We start from the raw sequence: 19,590 nt of genomic DNA on the forward strand, positions 1-19,590 counted from the left end.
AATTGTATAATGATTCACAAAGTAGAATTCCGTTTTGATCAATCTTTTTTCAAAATGGATTCTTTTTGTCTCTTATCAAATAAGGGTTTGTAAAACATTTCTGATTAAACTTTATTCCAAACCAATAATACGCTATTCACAAAAATATGTTTAAGCAAAAAAGCAGTCTAATTATTAGGCTGCTTTTTTGCTTAAACATATTCTGATTCCAATATCTTGTACAAATCATCAACGAACTGTTTAATCTCATTTAAAGAAAACTGTAAGAACTGTACTACATTCTTTTTAGTTCCCTTAAATACATATTGACCTTCTTCATACTGAACTACTTCACTAAGAAGGAGAGGATTTATATTACCTTGTATCTGACCGTTTTTAACTGAAAAATCGCCTGTTGGTACGTTATTAATAACACAATTTTCAAAGGTAACACTCATATTCGGGCCAAATTGTCCCAGATTTCCGATTTGTGTATATCTAATACTGTCCCTTTGACTCTCTGATAAATCATCATGCTTGTTATCGTTGGTTTCTCTACACATGTATGTAAGGAATTTCCTTTCAATGCTCCTCTTATGATCTTGAATGCCTTCAACTAGACTGTATATTTGTACATCACTACTCAGTAATCCTGGGAGGTTTTGCGAAACACGGGTTCTAAATATCTTTTTTGTTGGCCCATAAGGAAAATAGACTTTATTGTCCTTCTTACTTTGTAGTTTCCTGTTTCTTTCCTGTTCAGACACTACCAACTTAAAAATGTCTTGTGCTGTATATTCTAGTATGCTTCTACAATGTTCCAAGAAGCTTTTAACTTTAGGTACTGCAACCTCTACATTTTCCGGGTTTTCAAATGCTTCACTAAATTTAGCATCTATCTGACCTAATAATTCTTCACATTCTTCAATGAGTAAAGTACAACTTTCTTTTCTCACTATTAATCCCCCCTATATACACATTTTAAAGTTCTTAGCAGCCCTACCACTGTATTTCATCTTATCTTAAGATACAATTTTCCCGGAATGATATGGTGACCCCTATAAGAAAAGGCTCTTTAAAAAATTATTTTAATTCAGCTAGTTTAATAAAAGTCGACTAGTTAGACTCGTGTAGCAATATCTTTATATCGTTTAATAAATTCATAAGAATATGATTGACCATTCTTATCTTGACCAGCATCCCAATTTATTGACCATGCCGCCAGACCACGAATAGCGTTTCCACTTTGCTTTAACCTTTCCATAGCATTCAAGACAGCGGATGGATCAGTAACATATCCTGTAGCAGCAGCGTCACCGTTAGCAGGAAGACCCATTATTAACTTATCATGAGGAAGTTTAATAAACCCTTTTGTACCACTTGCTATAGCATCCATCACATAATATAGAAAATCTTCTTTTCGTTCATCATCATTTTGTGCGAGCCAAGCACTAACTTCATCAACCCATAGGCCCTCGTCATGCTGATTATAAAATTGGGGACAAACCAAATCATAATAACCTTCTAGTCCTACAAGGTAAGAAAGGTATTTATCATTATCACGCAAGTAAGGAAACTCAGGAGCTAAAGCAATTAAAAAGTGTTTACCTTCATTTTTGTAGAAATCTTTTACATTTTTCAAAGCTGCTGGAATAACGGTACAATTATTACCTGCCTTATAAGTACTTTCATTTAAATCTATACAAATACCACTAAATCCGTAGAGTTTTTCTAATCTAATAATCTCATCAGCTAAGTACTTTTCCATTCCTTTACGTAATTCAATACGGGCATCTGCACCTCCAAGATTAAGAAGTACCTGACGTCCCTCTAAAGCTAACTGGTCTACTTGCTCACGAAATTCTTTATCTGATTTATCATAAGGTCTAAAGGTAGGTATTTCTATACCTCTACCTGAACATCTCATATCGGACACTACAATCACATTATATTCCTTCGGTACATCTGTTAAATCTAACGCTGCAGCTGAACCTTGTTCATATCCACCAATGAATCCCTTAGACCAAGTATGCAAGTAACCCATTATCAAAGGTTTATATTCCATTTGTAAGCACTCCCTTTTGTAATTTGCAATTGTTTTTCATTATAAAGCCATATAGGATTGAAATTACTGTAAGTACAAATAGTATAGTTAAAAATTTCATCCTATTATAGTCCACAGTTGTTGCTGTAATAATAGCAGGTTTTATGGCAAAGAAATATGCCCTTAGATACATAAAGACATTCAAAGTACAATATACAGAAAAATTTATAATTTTTTTGTTCAAATTGATCCTCATCATAAATAATCTTGTTTACAACATCTCTTTCAGGATCATTTGGTATGATAACCTTTATACCATTAGATTCTAAATGTGATTTGTTACCACCCTAATCTAGAATCGAAAACACTGTGTAGGTTCTATGTCTCTATCAAATGATTTTTGCACCAGAACAAAAAAAGAGATAAGAACACTTTTATTAAATGCACTATCTCTTTTCGAATATGTAATGCATATCCCATGTAAATTTACCACATATTTTAATGGGACTTACAGATTGCTCTTCAACAAAAATTATACCTCACACTTTGTGAAAAATATACATTTTCATTTCTTGTGAAATCCGCCGTGGAAATATATGCAATACAAACATATTATATCTATCTATACCTATCGATACATATTATTATAATTAATATGTATCAAATATATATAAAGGTTTATCTGTAAGAATACTATATTCTTCTCTATTTACCTATACTTATATTTTAACTAATTAATTATGATGTAGATATTAATTTAGAGTTATTTATACGAAATAACTAAATGGATTTTTTAGGAAGAAAAAATCATATACCGTTCTGTTTTCTTAATTCACATAATTTTCAAAATTAAAACCTATGGATGTTAATATTTGTAATATAATATAGCTAGGCGATAATCTAAATGGTTTCCCTATTTTGTATGTTGAATTAGTTTGTTTTACCCTTCCTTACATTATCTGAAAAAGAACTTGTAGTGATTCCTACAAGTTCTTTTTGCTTCCACATTATTTTCCTTCTTAAGTTGATGGATGTATGGCGGCACCCATATTTTACTAAATTTTCAGTGTACAATTAGAATTCCGAATAGTATAATATCCAAGATGTGTAATTTATTTTAAGGAGAGGATTTAGTTATTATGAAAAAAATTATTGTATCGTTATTATCTATTTTTATTTTTTTCACAGCTTTTAGTACAAACGCCTTTGCGGCAACTCCGAAATATATGGCTGAAACTCACGGTTATTGGGAATCTGGTTCGGATTTGTGTGGGAAAACTTGGGCTTTTAGGCTTTATCGTGATGGGGATTTTGTATATCGTGCTTGGGTGCAAAGTGAAGATGGAGTAGATTGGTATTATATTAATGGGTATGAGATGGTTGACCCATCATCTAGTTCGTGTAATGATAACGGAGGCAGCCCTTGGTTGAAGATAGACGGTAGATGGTACTTATTCAACCCTGGTGGAAAGCTAGTTAAGAAAGAAGGTTGGGAATGGTCGGCTAATGCCGGAAAGTGGATGTATTGGATTCCTGGAAATTATGGACTTGCAACAAATGAATCAAAGGTAATTGACGGGGTAACATATTACTTCGATAGTAATGGTTATATGAAATAAAAATGAAAGCATCCATTAGGATGCTTTCATTTTTATGGGGTAGCACCACATCGCCATCAAGCTAATAAAACAAATCAACCCCAAAACAAAAAAAACTTCACATTATATGTGATAGAAAAGGATAGATAAGGCATTTTAGCCTTATCTATCCTTTTCTGTACTACAAATGATTACGTTTATTACTCAAAAATAGGAACTTCTATTTTTATTTTTATACATCATAAAAATTTTAATTTGGATGTGGTGTACTTCAAAGGTGGTAAGCTATCATATCTTAATAATTCTGAATGTCTTCTAATAAAAGGAATAATCCACATTAATCCAATTGTTATTAGCACAATAGACATTAAAAGAATAATAGTTAATTCAGGTTGTGCTGATGCTGTGCTTGTAGTTGTAGACTGTAAAGCAGAAAAGATATCTCTTGAAGCTACAATTATATTATTAACCATGTGAGCTATTATAGAAGGGAATAAACTTTTAGTTTTTAAGTACATTAAACAAGAAATAATCCCAAATATTGTGGCTCCAAATACATTGCTCAAATGTAAAACACCGAAACAAATGGAAGAGAATATAACTGCCTTTTTTAACCTAAATTTATAAGTAAAGCGACTAAGAATAAAGCCTCTGAACAAAATTTCTTCACAAATAGGAGCAATGAAAGAAAGGGTTATAGCTTTCATTAAAATAAACCACATGCTTTGTGTTTTAACTATTTCGTTTGTATCCTCTAACGAAGTGCTCTTTGGTATTAATGAAAATAGCATTACGATTAGCAATAACATACCTAACCCGAAAAGCATAGTCATAATTGCTGATGCAAAGATTTTTCTAAAAGAAAAGGAAGATGGTTTTGACAAGTAAGTTTTAAACGAGATATCATATTTTTTAAATTTAAAAACAATCCAAAACATAGGGATAGCATAAATTGAAATAATAAGAGCAATATTTAGCTTTACATCTTTAGGAATTTCTTTGAATAATAAAGGCAAAATAAACATCATTATTACAAAAGAGATAATAGCCCACATTAAAATGAACCTTGTTTTCATATGATCAAAAATTTTATCCATTAATAGCCTCCTGTAGTTTTATGTATAGTATTCTATATTTTATTATATCATTCCAAAGGGATATTTTGGTATTTCGTTTGATGTAGGATGTCAGCTATTTGGGGTCACATCGCTATCAGGCTAAGGTTTTACACTACCCATAAAGCAAAAAATACGTTATCCTTTCCTATGATTCTACAGAAAGAATAACGTATTTTTTCATTTTAGGGGGCATTTCTTTTTATTAGGTTGATAGCGATGTGGTGCTACCCCATGCCTATCAAGTTAAAAATATTCACTATGCCCAAGTATAAAAAAACGTTATTCTTTCTAAACAAGATTATTAGAAAGGATAACGTTTTCTTGTATTTGAAGGTATTAAAATCTCTTTAGTTAAGGCATGTATGGTGACCCTATATGGATGAAATAATGTGAAAGCTAGCATTTTGCTAGCTTTCACATTATTTTGAAGTAAGTGCAACTAAAACATCTACTGGATAGTCAACGGAGGTTTTCACTTTATATTCTGTCGGACTTGTAAGACCCTTAAATTCCTCACCAAGTTGACCAAAAAGATTATCCCAAACACCATTTTGTTCAGACATCCATTTTTGTAGTTTTTCCCCTGGAAGAACTGAATATGTTGCTACCTGTTGATATAATGCAGTTCTATATTGATCATATGCATAATCAGTCTTTGGATTAAAGTCAAATGTTTTTGTAACTGTATTTTCTGAATTTAAAGTAATACCATAACCAAAACTTGCAGTTAATGATTGATTTACTTTTGCAACCCCCTCAAGGCCTACTTCCATCCCAATTGTATAAGATAATCCTACAGTTACATTATGCGAAATACCACTTGTAACTGCTTTGCTCCAATGATAACCTGAATTTTTATCTACTATATTTGAATCAATTAATTTCCAATTTACTTCTTTTTTCAATTTAGTATCTTCTAAAATTGGATCAGTTTTAGGAATTGCTATTGTATATAATACGTCTCCTTTGTTACCTGTTTTTTCATATTCTTCTCCAACATTAAGCCAAATACCATCAGCTTTTAAAATCTTATGTTTAGAATTAGCATCTATTTTCAATCCATAAACTCTTGCTCCATTACTTTTAGCAACAACATCTACATATACATAATCAATTAACTTTCCATCTTCTGTAGACACATGCCATTCATTAGGGAATTCTTCATAAGGACCTGTAGGAATGTAAGGAAGTTGCGTACCATTTTTAGCAACCTGAGCTGCCGTCATAGGTGCTTTTCCTTCTTGAGCACTAATTACTACTGGAGCACTTCCTACGTTTGTGGTATTAGTATCCGCTGAAGAAAATCCTGGTGCTACAAATAAAGCTGTACTTAATACAAATGCTGCGGGAATTATTTTTTTTATACGATTCATGATATATCTCCTATTCTTTCAGTGTTTCTATAAGATTACAAAAATGAAATTATACTGTACATTGCTTATACTTTTACTGTGAAATAAAGTTAAATTACCTTTGATATATTCATCTTATTATAAATATCTTTCAAATTACTTTCATAAATGTTACAAAAGTCTTTCATTGATTTTAAAGGTATTGAAATTTCTAAAATACACTTACCAAACTCAAATTATAGTATTTACTCCTAGGATGATTCTTGAACCCAATAGTCGTTTTCGTTTTACTTTATGACATAAATAACTTTTGCCATGTGTAAATGTATTTGTTGTTGGTTATTCACTTATGCATCAAACCATAGGTGAATATGTCTAGCTATAATATGTTGTTCTAACAAGATTTTCTAAAAATGAAGGAGTAAAATGTTTATGTAATTCTTCAGCAAATAATTGTAGTTTATTTTGAATCGAAAGATTCATAAAAAACGGTATTCTTTCTAATCTAGCTTGTTTAGAAAGAATACCGTTTTTTGGTACTTGGGGTATTTGCTTTTCTTAGCTCGATGGTGATGTATGGTGACCCCATATAGAAGGTTTCTTCATTATGTACGAAGTAGATTTTTAATTTTTAGAATATTAATATTGTTTAGGGTCCGTATATGTATTATTATAAATGATGGTATATAAGTAAATTTTTGTCACGGATTCTATTCAATCTCTAAAAATATGATTCTTGGAGGCGTTGTTGTGCGTAATAAATGGAAAATCGGGCTAATGAGTACGCTTCTTGCTTGTACTACCTTCACATCTGTAGCATTTGCAGCAGAAAAACCAGTCGATCAACCCAAATGGGAGGAATGGTTAAACGGACATGCAAAAATATTAAATGAACCAAATTCCCAAACAACAGAAGATTTATCATTTCTAAAAGAGGCCGTACAGGACAAGCGTATTGTTGTACTTGGCGAAAGTACGCATGGTGCGAAGGAAATGAATCAATCCAAAATACGTATGATCAAGTACTTACATGAGGAAATGGAATATGATGTGATTGCATTTGAATCAGGATTTGCAGAAGCAAGTACGGTTCAACAAAATTTTGATAACTTAACCGCTACTGAAGCGATGAAACAATCTTTATACGGTGTATGGCAAACAGAGGAAGTTGAACAATTGTTTACCTATATGAAAGAACAAAAAGAAAAAGGAAAGCCACTAACATTAGCTGGTTTTGATATGAATTTGTTTTATAGATCTTCATTCCACTTGTATGCGAAAGACTGGTTGCAAAAATTAAGTCCTGAGGTGGCGAGTGAACTAGAATTAGCAGTAACAGAGTTAATTAAACTGGATAAGTATTACTATAATTTAGAAAGTGGCTATCCTTATGATCAATATAAAGTAGAAATACAGCCCGTAATCAACAAGTTTGAAAACGTAAAAGCTTTTATTCAGACTCATAAAACCGAATTGACTCGAGTTGCACCTAGCCCTACTTATGACGTGAATTTTCTTGAGAAATCAATCAATATACGTATCGATGCGATTAAAACACACCTAGATAGTTTTATGAAATTAAAAGGAGGTATTATCCCTTCTAACATTGCAGGATTCCCAGATTATGTTCGAGATCAAAAAATGGCTCAAAACTTAGCATGGCTCACTGAGATGCAATATAAAAATAAAAAAATAATTGTATGGGGACATAATTATCATATTCGAAAACAAAATTCGAAAATGATATTAGATTATACCAAGTATCAACAACACAATTTTGTATGTCCAAATATGATGGATTTTCTTCCGCAGCGTATTAAAAACCAAATGTACACAATTGGACTGTTTGCGTATAGTGGGAGCAGCTGGAACTCTGAAATTGACGAAATTGTTCCTGTACATACCGAACATGAAGAACAAAGTGTAGAAAAAATAATAAGCACCGTTGGAAGTCCAAATGTCTTTGTAAACTTAAAAGGAGAAAGTAACCGACCAGAAACGTCATGGATGTTTACCCCAACTGCTGCAAGTTACTGGGGGGTCAAAAAGCGAGAAGAAATCATGATTCCTATCGAACAATATGATGGCATTCTATGGTTAGAAAAGACTTCGCCTTCTGTTCTTAAATAAAAGAGAGAGCATCCTTACATTTTAAGGATGCTCTTTTTACGTCATGGTTGCACAAAAATCAAAATCGGCTCAGTTCCTATAGAATTTACTAACAATCTAATCAGATTGATTCCCTAAACAAAAAGAGGTCGCCCACTTTCAGGCAACCTCTTTCTCATTTCTATTCTACCAATCTATTATTAACGATAAGAAGAAACGTCATTACCTTTCCACTCATAATAGTCTAAGATACCAGCGTAAATCGCTTCTGCAGAGCGTTGTCTCCACTCTGGAGAGGATAGTTTTTCACCCTCTATCCTGTTGTCAACGAATCCTAGTTCTGTTAATACAGCAGGCATTGTGTTTTCTCGAACGACATATAAGTCACCATCTTTTACGCCTCTGTCACGTGTTCCAAGTACATCCACAAGACGATTTTGAATTTTTTCTGCTAGCATACGACTTTCATCTACATGTGGGTTTGTTTGGCTCGTTGCAGATCTGTAATAGTATGTTTCTGTACCTTGAGCAGTTCCGTCAAAACCATTGCCATGAATACTTACAAAGATATCCCCGTTATTCGCTTGCGCAAATTCTACTCGTTTTTTTAGAGAATCTTTTGCATCTGTTCCTGGTCTTATGTCAGTATCATGTGTTAGCAATACAGTAAATGGTGTTTTTTGTTCAAATAATTTCTGTACGCGTAAGGATGTGTCTAATACAATTTTACTTTCATCCATGTCTACGCCTTCGTGGCCTGGATCCACACCGCCATGACCTGGATCAATAATAATTGCTTTTCCTTCTAAGAAGTTTGCTTGATTTAATTGATTTTTATCAAGCCATTGGAAACCAGCACCTGTACGGATACGAATCCAGTTTCCATTTTCTTCAATGACTGTTACGGTTTGCGGGGCATATTTTCCCGTCACCTTAGACGAATGTGATGCTTCTTGATATGTAGTAAAGGTTTTATCAATATACTCTGTTTTCTCTATTAATGGCGTCCATTTATCTCCTTGATCCGTTACAATTTTAATCCAGCCATCTCGCTCCTCTTTTATGGTTACGGTTTGAGGTTCATGTTGATTTGATGTAATACCTGATGATAGTGATGGCTGATGATATGTTATGAACTTTCTATCTATATACATTTTTTTCGTTTGCTGTTGACCGCCATTTTTCAACATATCAGTTTTGGCAGTAAGCTGTGCTGCTTCTACACGTTTTATAGGGGCATCCGGTTTCCAGCCATTATCTGTACCGACAGAGATATTTAATTCTACTAAAATATCAGCGAATTTTTCACCCCAATGATCTTTTAAGTCTGCAAATTTCGTAGTTAACGTTCCGCTAACGTCTTGATCTAATTTATATGTATTCACAAGCATCGCTGCCATAGCGGCACGAGTGACTTGTCCATCCGGATTAAATATACCGTTTCCTTCCCCTACAATGAACCCTGCTTTTTCAGCAGCTGCGATATACGGAGTTGCCCAATGATTCTGTGCATCTTTAAAAGATGGTTTCGCATTTTCATTAACTTGTAACCCTAAAACTTTTGTCATGATTGTTGCCGCTTGAGCACGTGTTAATGTACCATCTGGTGCAAATGTACCATCTGGCATTCCGCTAATTACCTGTTTATCAACTAAATAATTTACTGATTCTTTTGCCCAATCAGGTACATCTGGAAATGTATTTGTTTGAGCTAACCCACTAACTGGATATGTTAATAAATTTACTGCTAAAATACCTGCTGCTACTACTCGATGCTTCATAAAAAAAGAATTCTCCTCCCAAAATCTTCTTAAAAAGAAATTACATATGAATCTCTTAAACTTTAACTTTCAGAAATTTAAAAGACGTATTCGTTACTGCCTAGGCTAGTTTATAATACCTACCCTCTATAGTAAATACATTTAAAAAAAGATGAATATGCGAATATAACTAGGAATAAATCACAAACATAAGGGGACCCCATCGTCATCAAGTTAAGATTTCATAATGCCCTAGAACGAACATTTTGTGTATCTCACTCGTTTTTATTGTTTTGGGTTAACTCCGTTCATTTTAGCTTGATGGGCATGGGGTGCTTCCCCTCATATAAATATATGGAAAATTTTCAATTCTCTAATTTGGCGTTTCTAATCATTTACTCTAGTGTCACTTTATTCAATCAAAATAATATATTAAAAGTTCATGACACCTCACATTGTTAACATAACGTTTTTATCGTCTCCTTATATTGATACCTGCGCCTAAAGGAATACGGACACGATTCTGAGTACAAAGGGGCATTCTAGGAAAATATTCAATGTGATTCTATAAATTTCATTAATGATTTTAATATGATTCCTTCAAAAAACTTACAGATTGTTTGATTAGCGCTTTTAGAACATTACAGAATTTACGATATGGGAAAGCCCACGCAGGACTTTAGTCCGTCTTTAGACGTGGGATGAAAGCACCGTTTTTGCGTAGTAATACATGGTATACTTTATTCATAGTCATGCAAAAGACTCTAAAACGACTGTTCTCTGAAAACAGAATACATATGAGGTTGGGATAGCAAATTCTTCTATTCCGTAAAATGTATTAAGTCGTCATGCAAAAGACGTAAAAACATTTGAGAACCAACAATCTGTACGGTATGGTCACAGTACCGTAGCCCACGAACCTATATGGTCTGTTGTGGGAGTGGTGATGGCACACCGCAATCTTGCACGTCAGCGATATCAGAAATGGACTTCGCCTTTGGTAGCAAGAATCCCACTGACGTTAGTCAGCTGGCCCCTTTAGGGGTGGGAGTGTCAATATCAATGTCTGCTATTTTATTAATATAAATACACGATTTTCCAGAGGTGTATTTTCCAAAGTTTTTTAATAGTTCCTCTCGCTTAGGATCACCAGCTGCAAAATATAGACTAATTTTAGCTTTTCTTGGGGAAAAGCCTATTAATGGAGCATCTCCCTCATGACAGGATGTATACTTATAATGGTATGTACCGAAGCCGATAATGCTTGGTCCCCACATTTTTGCTGTATAGCCTGTTATTTCAGTAAATATATCTAATAATTGATATGCGTTTTTTCGTTTTTTAAGATTTTTAACACTTTCAATAAATTCAATTACACTAATATTAGTTTCTTTTGTTTTAAGTTTGTACATATTAAAATCACTCCTTTTTAGATATAGATTTCATAACATATATAATTATAATATAGAGCTCATCATGCAAGTCTCTTAACTTTAAAATGCTAACCGCTTCCTTTTTTACCTTTCGGTCCATTATGGGGAATAAAGATAATTGAATCACTTAAAATCCCAGTATTATTGAATTTTTCTTATTAATACGAAATACGGTACGTGAAATTTATTCATCTCTACAGCTAAATAAAAAATAAAAGATGACTTAACATCAACCATCTTTATATAGCCCAGTACCTAAAAAACCGCCATCCTTTCCTTTGATTCTACAGAAAGAATAGCGCTTTTTTGTTATACGGCTATAAAAAAGTTCAAATGTTCGTATTATCGCTTTTAGTAATGGCTAATTATATCATTTCCATTCACAATCAAAATATAGTAACAATTTCTTTAGCAATACACAGCAGACTTTGATTTAAGAAAATACAAATACTCTATTCCGACATCAGTGATCTTTGTACCGGCCCGCCCTCTGCCTTTTACGACAAATCCTTCACTTTCTAAAATATCCAGGCGGCGGATTTGCTGAGGGGATAAAACAAATTCTGATTCTTTGCTTTTACTTGAAAGCAGATCTCTGCTTACAGCTTTTCCTTTTTCGTTGCATTGCTTGATTACTTCCAAGATAAAAATATGTTCCTTCATTTCCAGTATACTTCCACATACGGAATATTCGGATGTAACGCTACCTCCCAATTGCTACTCTATAAGTTGTTCTCTTGTAGGTACCCGCATGAGACACCCTAAATCGTATATTCGTTCCAGTTAATTTATTTTCAACATATAGAGTTTGGTATTTCTTATTAAAGTTAGCTACAAAGTTCATTGCATCAGCACCTATGAGAACGACTCTATCGTCACCGATATAAAACTCAATAGCAGCCTGATCTAGATTATCGGGCCCGTTAACCCACTTCTTAAACCACTTAAACATTTTATATTCCTCCTCTTAGTTTTCATAAATAGTTATTCTATTTATTCCCAATTTTTTCCCTATCAATACCACCTGAGACGGCACCTATTTTAGTCTCCTACTTTTGTCGAATACTAGCTCACAAGTTTTGTCTGAATAGTACACCTTGTTAGTTTGCTGTCTCAGTGAATCTTTTAGTTAATAATCATTTACAATATCTCCCTTGAGAGTACCAACTCAAAAGCCACACCTGTGGAGGTTGTTGCAAAAAGGACTTGACCAATGAATATAACTCCTTTAGTATTTTCCGTAAGAAACTCTAATTGAAGTAGTTCTCAATGAGGATAATAACTTGAGAGCTTTGATACATATAAGTTTTATCGACTCCCTTTCTTTCATCTGTTAAGAAAATTATCTTGACAGGGTGGAGGTCGCTGGTTCGAACCCAGTCGGGATCATATAAAAAACCCCTTGATAGTCAAGGGGTTTTCTTTATGTAGTGAATAAATGCTTATTGTCAAAACTAATTTTTTTACTTACTGGTCAAGATTTGGTCAATAACTGTTTCCGTTGGTTGATTATTGTGCTATTAAATGGCCCCTATGGGATTCAAATTTAGAGTCACAATAACCATTTGTATACACCTAATTAATAATAGGAATGAAAATGATATACTACTTTTCGGCTTATTTGTTAAAAATCACTTCAATATTATGGTTATACGAAAACTCTTCTTCAATTACACATAATCTCTTTTCTTTACTAGGCCTTATTTTTGTTATAGCAACAAGTTGATGACCCTATTAATAAAAAATCTAGCTTCAAAAAGCAGGCTTAAAAATTATTAGAGTTTATTTTGAAATAAATTATTAAAATCCTTCTTTTTTTCCTCATTATCTCTTCTTAATCGTTCTTCTTTTTGCTTTTCTTCCAATTCTTTGATTCTTTTATCTGATACCCTTTTTAAATCGAGTTTCTGTTTCTCTTCTTTTATTTTCTTTAAAATGTATGAACACCATGCACCTTCTTGGCTCCATTCAACTTCCAAACTACCTTTCTCCCATTGAGCCAATCCCACAGTACTGCTATACCAGTCAATTTTTAAACCAGGTGATCTATACACTTCAAAACTCTCACTTCCATTGTAAACGTCTATCCTTATAGTCCATTCTGACCATTCTGAAAAATGAACTCTAAAATTTTCAAACTCTAAAATTCTATACATTGAATCTTCACTATCATAATCTTTTACTTTCAATCCAATGAGATGTCCATTTTGAACTAAATCAAGTAAGGTAAATAATTTAATTTTCTCTACTTCCTGTTTTGGTACCTTTACTAGTTCAGCTTCAAATTTATTTTTTCTTTTAAATAGCCTCATTGAACTCCCCCATTTAGACTAATTTCTAAAAATATATGTTCTCTAATGGGGATTATTCCATATTTAAGAACCGAATTACATACTTCTTCACTTCCCGTCATCCCACTCTAGAACCCCAGGAACTCCTCTGATGACGAAAAGAAATATAAGATTTTTACTAATTTAATAAAGTGAATTTGTTAGAAAACCGTTATATCATATAGAAAATCCAAACCTTGTATAGCACTTTATCTCATATACAAGCTAAGTGCGCTACCTGTTCAATACACTAACATTCGTTTGAATTAATGATGGAACCACTCAAACTAAACATAAGAACCTTTATGAATCCTATACTTACCTATATTACCTATTCATCATGTCAACATCTGTTCGGTTAATAGACAAAAAAGCAACTTAAAAAACTGTATTTTCCTCCAATAAAACCCTATGTGGCACAAGGGTTTACCACATGGACTGATTTGTTTCCTTAGTTGTTGCATACAAAATGAGATATTTTCCACATAGGTACAAAATCAATACAGAACCCATACATACAAGATACATAAAAATCTTGTTTTTGAAATACTCAACTTCATTATAATTGGTTCTGGTGCGAAAATCCCAAAATAACTGTAAGCAATCTCTAACTCTTGGACATACTGATACTACTAATCTAAAGAAGGTGCGTGATTGGTATGGAAAAGCAAAATGTATTCAAATGGAAGCATTATCAGCCTGATATTATTTTGTTAACGGTAAGATGGTACCTACGGTACAACCTCAGTTTTCGTGATTTAGTAGAAATGATGGAGGAACGGGGCTTATCCATTTCTCATACAACGATTATGCGTTGGGTTCATCAGTACGGTCCTGAATTGGACAAACGAATCCGACGTCTCAAACAAACAAATGACTCCTGGAGAGTCGATGAAACATATATCAAAGTAAAAGGTCAATGGATGTACCTGTATCGTGCTGTTGATTCGAAAGGAAATACAATTGATTTTTACCTAAGCAAAACAAGAGACCAGAAGGCTGCAAAGCACTTTTTCAAGAAGGCCTTGCAGTCTTTTCATGTTTCAAAACCTCGTGTTATAACAGTCGATAAAAATCCAGCTTATCCTATAGCAATTGAACAGTTGAAAAAAGAAAAAAGCATACCTGGTGGTATGCGACTTAGACAACAAAAGTACTTGAATAACATAGTAGAACAAGATCATCGCTTTATAAAGAAGCGAATTCGTTCTATGCTAGGGTTCAAATGTTTTGACACAGCTACATCCATTCTTTCTGGAGTAGAAGCCATGCATATGATGAAAAAAGAACAGGTTGATTTACGGGACCAGTCTGTCCAAAATCAGAAAGAGTTCATCCATCAATTGTTTGGACTTGCAGCATAAGATACGATTCCATTAGGAATCTATGCACTTTATTATTTTTTATTCTATTTTTGCACCAGAACCCTTTTTAGTTTAGTAGTATCAGTATGTCCAAGTTTACTAGATTTCTTGCACCAGAACCTCTCAGCATTACTTGTATTTATGAGCTTAAAAGAAGATCCCCCCAGATTACTGAAGGAGATCTTCTTTTGTATTCAAATAAATACAGTTATTATATCTAACTTAGATTTAGTTAATATTAAAGAGTTCTATTTAAAGTAGCATGCATTATAATAATATCTTTCGGATTTCTTCTATACTTAAATCTGTGAATTTCGCAATGTCTTCTAATGGCATGCCATTCTTATGTATACCACGAATTAATTGGGCTTTACTTTTTTCTAGCCCCTTTTCCAGACCTGCTTCAAAACCTTCTTTGAGTTAGTAAAATAGTAAAAATTTTTTTGAAATAGTGAGGAAAATGGAGGGTGATGTTGAATAATTATTTTTTATTTTAGCGATTATTCAAACTATTAGAATAACTTTCTAGAAACATATCACAATTTAACCTATAATAGTAACATTCAGCTTTAAAATTGAGGAGGGATAAAAGGAAATTTAGTCTTTGTGTTTCAAAATAATGGTTAAACAAAGGCTATAACTTCACGAAATGACAAGCAAAGAATTTAGAAATCGAGGGGGGAAAACGAATTGAAGAGAAAGAAACAACATCACATGCGATTATTTAGTATTGTAGCAGCATTGATTATGGTATTTTCATTATTAACACCCGGACTTGCGAATGCTGAATTAATTGAGAGATCATCCCGTTATGTAAATGATTCTGAAACTGCTGCGAAAGAAAAGATGAGTAATCGTTTACTAGCTAAGTTTGAAAAAGATGACAGAGTAACCTTTTTAATTAAATTTAAAGAAAAAGCAGATACAACAAAAGCCATAAACCAAACAAAAGATATTGCGAAGAAAGAAAAACTATCTGCGAATAAAGAAAAGTTTATGCAACGCTCTGCAGTTGTTTCTGAATTAAAAGCTACTGCACACGAAGAACAACAAAGCGTTGTAAAATATCTTGAACAAGAAGTACATAGAGGGAATGTCGAATCTTTTAAGTCCTATTTTATCGTCAATGGTATGGCTGTTACAGCAACGAAAGAGGTAGCAAAAAAGATAGCAGCCTTTTCTGAAGTTGAAAAAGTATTACCAAACGAAACAAGACAATTATTTGTTTCAACAACTAAAGAGAATAGTCTTAATTCAAATCTAGCAAATGTAGAGTGGAATGTTGAAAGAGTTGGAGCTCCAGCTTTATGGGAAAAGGGGATCAACGGTACAGGTGTAGTTGTAGCAAGTATTGATTCCGGCGTTCAATGGGATCATCCCGCATTAAAGGAAAAGTATCGAGGCTATAATGCAGCAACTGGAGAAGTTAATCACGACTTTAATTGGTTTGATGCCACTGCTGGACGATCTGTGCCATATGATGATTTAGCACATGGAACACATGTGACTGGAACAATGGTCGGTAGTGAACCTGATGGATCAAATAAAATAGGAATAGCACCCGGTGCAAAATGGATTGCTGTTAAGGCATTCTCAGAGACTAGTGGAAGTGATGCGAATTTATTGGCGGCTGCAGAGTGGATTTTAGCACCAACAGATTCAAAGGGGAATACTCGAGTTGACATGGCGCCAGATGTGGTTAACAACTCATGGGGTGGCGGACCGGGGCTTGATGAATGGTATCGAGATGTAGTAAAAGAATGGAGAAATGCTGGGATATTTCCCACATTTTCAGCTGGAAACACGAGCATGACTAATAATGGCGGACCTGGATCAGTCGCCAATCCAGCAAACTATCCTGAAGCATTTGCGGTGGGAGCAACCGATAGTAATGATATAGTTGGAGATTTTTCATTACGCGGCCCTTCACCATATGGTGAAATAAAGCCAGATATTTCAGCGCCTGGAGCAAATATTCGTTCATCAATACCTCGCAGCGATTACGAAGGTGGATGGGATGGCACATCGATGGCGGCCCCCGCTGTATCAGCAATTGTAGCAATATTATATGAGGTTGATGCAAGTTTATCAGTTGATAAAATAGAAGAAATTTTAATAAAAACAGCAACGCCTTTAACAGATAAGGAATATCCAGAATCACCGAATGATGGGTACGGGTATGGATTAGTCAATGCATACAATGCTGTATCATCTATTAGAGAAGGTCTGGGGATTTTGGAAGGAAAAGTGGTTCAAACAAATGAGGGTTCAGATTTGCCGATAAGAGGTAAAGTAAGTGTCCTTGAAAACAGACAGTACGTTAACACAAACCCTGAAAACGGCGCTTATAAACTCGCACATGCTATCGGTAATTATACAGTTCAAGCTGAAGCCTATGGATATCAATCTAAACAGCAATCAGTAACATTCGAAAAAGATAAAGTACTACAAGCAGATTTCACATTGAAAGAAATCCCTAAAGGAACTGTAAGTGGTGTCATTACGGATGAAAAATCAGGGGAAGCTGTCGAAGGTGTGACATTACTCCTTATTGAAGATGCCAATATTGCACCTGTGTCGACGGATAAGGACGGTAGATATACTCTCACAGCTTACGAAGGTACTTATACATTGAGGGCAATGAGAAGTGGCTATCACAGTCAAGATGTTAAAATCACAATTAATGGAGATAGCCACGTAGATATCGATCTTAAGCCTTTTTTCACGTATCCGGGTGGCGAAATTGGTTATGACAATGGAATTGTTGATGCTGCCAGTATGTATTTTGGCGGTGGAGCTGGATGGGCAGTGAAAATGTCATTGCCAAAGGATAAGAAATCAGCCATTGTCACAGATGGTGTGTTAAGCTTCAAGAACAAAAAATACTCAGACACGGTTGGAACGGAATTTAGTGTGGAAGTATGGGATGCTTCTGGAAGTAATGGATTACCGGGTAAGAAACTTGCTGGACCGATAACTGCTGAAGCCGTATTAGATGATTGGACGGTAGTAGATTTAAGAGATTACAATATCAAGGTTGATGGAGATTTTTATATGGTATATATCCAAACACTGAATTATCCAATTGCACTTGGTTTAGCAACTGATAATGGTAACCCATATATGGAGAGAAGCTATCAATATCTTGACGGTGAATTTTATCCAGCATTTGTTGAAGACGGTAACTATATGATTCGTGCCCGTGTAAGTTATGAAGTAGACACTCCTGTTATTACTTCTCCAAAACATGATGAAGTATTCAAAGACAAAAACATCATGGTAGAAGGGACTGCCTCACCGACAACAACGATTAAGTTGATGAATAATAATAAAGAGGTAGGTACTGCAAAAGTTGGTGATGACGGAAAATTTACAATCCCAACGAAAATGACAAAAGGTGAAAATAAATTAGTAGCAGTCTCAATGTTAAATGGTAAATTGACCGGAGAATCGGATCCAGTTACCGTTTCACTAATAAAAGAGAAGCCCGTCATTAAAGATTTAAAACCAGCAATTGACCAAAATGTGTTCCCAGGTGAGAAGGTAGAAATATCTTTCCAAAGTAATGTAATAGGCGGCGAAGCAAACTTTGAAGTGAAACTCCCTGCTCAAAAGAATGCGCAATCTTCTTCTAAAAATAAAATAGAAGAGGTAGAGCCAGGAGTTTATAAGGGCGTTTGGACCGTTCCAGATGTAAAGATTAAAAATGCTATTATTGAAGTGGAACTAACAGATGCCAATGGAAATAGAGTCACACAGAAAGCGCAAGGTAAACTAACTATTAATTAACCTGAAGTTGAAGAAGTGAAAACTGGCTGGAATTTTGAGAACGGCAATTGGTATTACTATGATAATAAAGGTAGTAAAGTAACAGGCTGGCTGAAAGAAGGAGCAAAATAGTACTACCTAGATAAAAGCGGAGTTATGCAAACAGGCTGGGTAACGATTTCTGGAAAACGATACTTCTTCAATAGTAGTGGAGTATGGGTTAAATAATCCGAAATAGTTAAACTGAATGATAAAAGAGAGATTACAATTGTGAAGTTGTAGTCTCTCTTTTTGTGATTTAAATTAAGGTGCTACCCCTAGTATCAGTATGTCCAAGTTTCAGAGGTTAGTTACATAAGTCTTATACGGGTATGTACGAGATAAGTCCAAAAACGGCCATATATATGGATATTAATGTAAAATTATTTTTTGGGAGGTCGCTGCATGTCTATAGATGGCCCCTATTGTTCTTTACCTCATGCACTTTTTCGATATGATCAACTGTGTTCCAGTTAATAGAAATTCCGCCCCAGCCTACATACTTCATATCAATTTTCACTTTCTCACCCGTTTTAAATACTTGCCCTTTTGTTAAGAACACGTCAATAATGTCTTTCTTCCCATTTAGTGATGGATACTCAACTACGACGTATTTAGTAGCACCGTCTCCCTCATCTTCCATCGTTCCTACTTTTGATACTTCACCAATCACATAATCAGATTACCATAAGCAAA

At 34.2% G+C, this 19,590-nt stretch carries 11 protein-coding genes and 5 pseudogenes; 5 read left to right on the forward strand and 11 right to left on the reverse strand.

Translation table 11 applies throughout. The features are described 5' to 3' along the window. Positions 1 to 191: 191 nt before the first annotated feature. Positions 192 to 935: a hypothetical protein gene (locus BWGOE10_RS16855; RefSeq protein ID WP_070146004.1), complete on the reverse strand. Its 744-nt coding sequence runs from the start codon at positions 933 to 935 to the stop codon at positions 192 to 194. A 164-nt stretch (positions 936 to 1,099) separates the two neighbouring features. Beyond that, a complete protein-coding gene (locus BWGOE10_RS16860; protein WP_070146005.1) occupies positions 1,100 to 2,044 on the reverse strand; it encodes a glycosyl hydrolase family 18 protein in 945 nt (314 codons plus the stop codon). 1,118 nt (positions 2,045 to 3,162) lie between these two features. Here BWGOE10_RS16860 and BWGOE10_RS33510 point away from each other — a divergent pair. Further along, positions 3,163 to 3,642: a hypothetical protein gene (locus BWGOE10_RS33510; RefSeq protein WP_236735973.1), complete on the forward strand. Its 480-nt coding sequence runs from the start codon at positions 3,163 to 3,165 to the stop codon at positions 3,640 to 3,642. Between the two features lie 218 nt (positions 3,643 to 3,860). On the opposite strand, the gene BWGOE10_RS16875 is transcribed toward BWGOE10_RS33510, so the two are convergent. Both BWGOE10_RS16875 and BWGOE10_RS16880 read right to left on the reverse strand, forming a co-directional pair. Further along, positions 3,861 to 4,718, reverse strand: a complete 858-nt coding sequence (locus tag BWGOE10_RS16875) for a type II CAAX endopeptidase family protein (RefSeq protein ID WP_070143003.1) — start codon at positions 4,716 to 4,718, stop codon at positions 3,861 to 3,863. A 440-nt stretch (positions 4,719 to 5,158) separates the two neighbouring features. Then, positions 5,159 to 6,112: a hypothetical protein gene (locus BWGOE10_RS16880; RefSeq protein WP_070143005.1), complete on the reverse strand. Its 954-nt coding sequence runs from the start codon at positions 6,110 to 6,112 to the stop codon at positions 5,159 to 5,161. A gap of 729 nt (positions 6,113 to 6,841) precedes the next feature. Here BWGOE10_RS16880 and BWGOE10_RS16885 point away from each other — a divergent pair. Then, positions 6,842 to 8,221, forward strand: coding sequence for an erythromycin esterase family protein (locus tag BWGOE10_RS16885; RefSeq protein ID WP_070168350.1), 1,380 nt, complete (start codon positions 6,842 to 6,844; stop codon positions 8,219 to 8,221). 179 nt (positions 8,222 to 8,400) lie between these two features. Here BWGOE10_RS16885 and BWGOE10_RS16890 read toward each other — a convergent pair whose 3' ends face one another. The 5 genes and pseudogenes from BWGOE10_RS16890 to BWGOE10_RS16910 all read right to left on the reverse strand — a co-directional run bounded on the left by BWGOE10_RS16890 (position 8,401) and on the right by BWGOE10_RS16910 (position 13,705). Further along, positions 8,401 to 9,981, reverse strand: coding sequence for an N-acetylmuramoyl-L-alanine amidase (locus BWGOE10_RS16890; protein ID WP_070144185.1), 1,581 nt, complete (start codon positions 9,979 to 9,981; stop codon positions 8,401 to 8,403). A 1,004-nt stretch (positions 9,982 to 10,985) separates the two neighbouring features. Continuing rightward, on the reverse strand, positions 10,986 to 11,372 hold the full coding sequence (locus BWGOE10_RS16895; RefSeq protein WP_070144186.1) for a DUF1801 domain-containing protein: 387 nt from the start codon (positions 11,370 to 11,372) through the stop codon (positions 10,986 to 10,988). Positions 11,373 to 11,801: 429 nt separating this feature from the next. Further along, a pseudogene (locus BWGOE10_RS16900) lies at positions 11,802 to 12,110 on the reverse strand (winged-helix domain-containing protein); the annotation flags it as partial. Further along, positions 12,097 to 12,345 carry a polyprotein gene (locus BWGOE10_RS16905; RefSeq protein WP_070144188.1) on the reverse strand — a complete coding sequence of 83 codons (249 nt, stop codon included), beginning with the start codon at positions 12,343 to 12,345 and terminating at the stop codon, positions 12,097 to 12,099. The gene BWGOE10_RS16905 and the pseudogene BWGOE10_RS16900, both read right to left, overlap by 14 nt. Before the next feature lie 823 nt (positions 12,346 to 13,168). Next, entirely contained in the window at positions 13,169 to 13,705 is a 537-nt protein-coding gene (locus tag BWGOE10_RS16910) for a hypothetical protein (protein WP_070144189.1), read from the reverse strand. Positions 13,706 to 14,382: 677 nt separating this feature from the next. Here BWGOE10_RS16910 and BWGOE10_RS16915 point away from each other — a divergent pair. Then, on the forward strand, positions 14,383 to 15,087 hold the full coding sequence (locus tag BWGOE10_RS16915) for an IS6 family transposase (protein WP_070144190.1): 705 nt from the start codon (positions 14,383 to 14,385) through the stop codon (positions 15,085 to 15,087). A gap of 267 nt (positions 15,088 to 15,354) precedes the next feature. On the opposite strand, the pseudogene BWGOE10_RS33515 reads toward BWGOE10_RS16915, so the two are convergent. Further along, positions 15,355 to 15,492: pseudogene (locus tag BWGOE10_RS33515) on the reverse strand (Rpn family recombination-promoting nuclease/putative transposase); the annotation flags it as partial. 309 nt (positions 15,493 to 15,801) lie between these two features. Here BWGOE10_RS33515 and BWGOE10_RS34065 point away from each other — a divergent pair. Both BWGOE10_RS34065 and BWGOE10_RS33840 read left to right on the forward strand, forming a co-directional pair. Beyond that, a pseudogene (locus BWGOE10_RS34065) lies at positions 15,802 to 17,802 on the forward strand (S8 family serine peptidase); the annotation flags it as partial. A gap of 1,089 nt (positions 17,803 to 18,891) precedes the next feature. Then, positions 18,892 to 19,083 (forward strand): annotated as a pseudogene (locus tag BWGOE10_RS33840) (hypothetical protein). 220 nt (positions 19,084 to 19,303) lie between these two features. Here BWGOE10_RS33840 and BWGOE10_RS16925 read toward each other — a convergent pair. Continuing rightward, positions 19,304 to 19,573, reverse strand: a pseudogene (locus BWGOE10_RS16925) (hypothetical protein); the annotation flags it as partial. Positions 19,574 to 19,590 lie beyond the last annotated feature (17 nt).

The sequence above is a fragment of the Bacillus mycoides genome (assembly GCF_001757995.1).
Lineage (GTDB): Bacteria > Bacillota > Bacilli > Bacillales > Bacillaceae_G > Bacillus_A > Bacillus_A mycoides_B.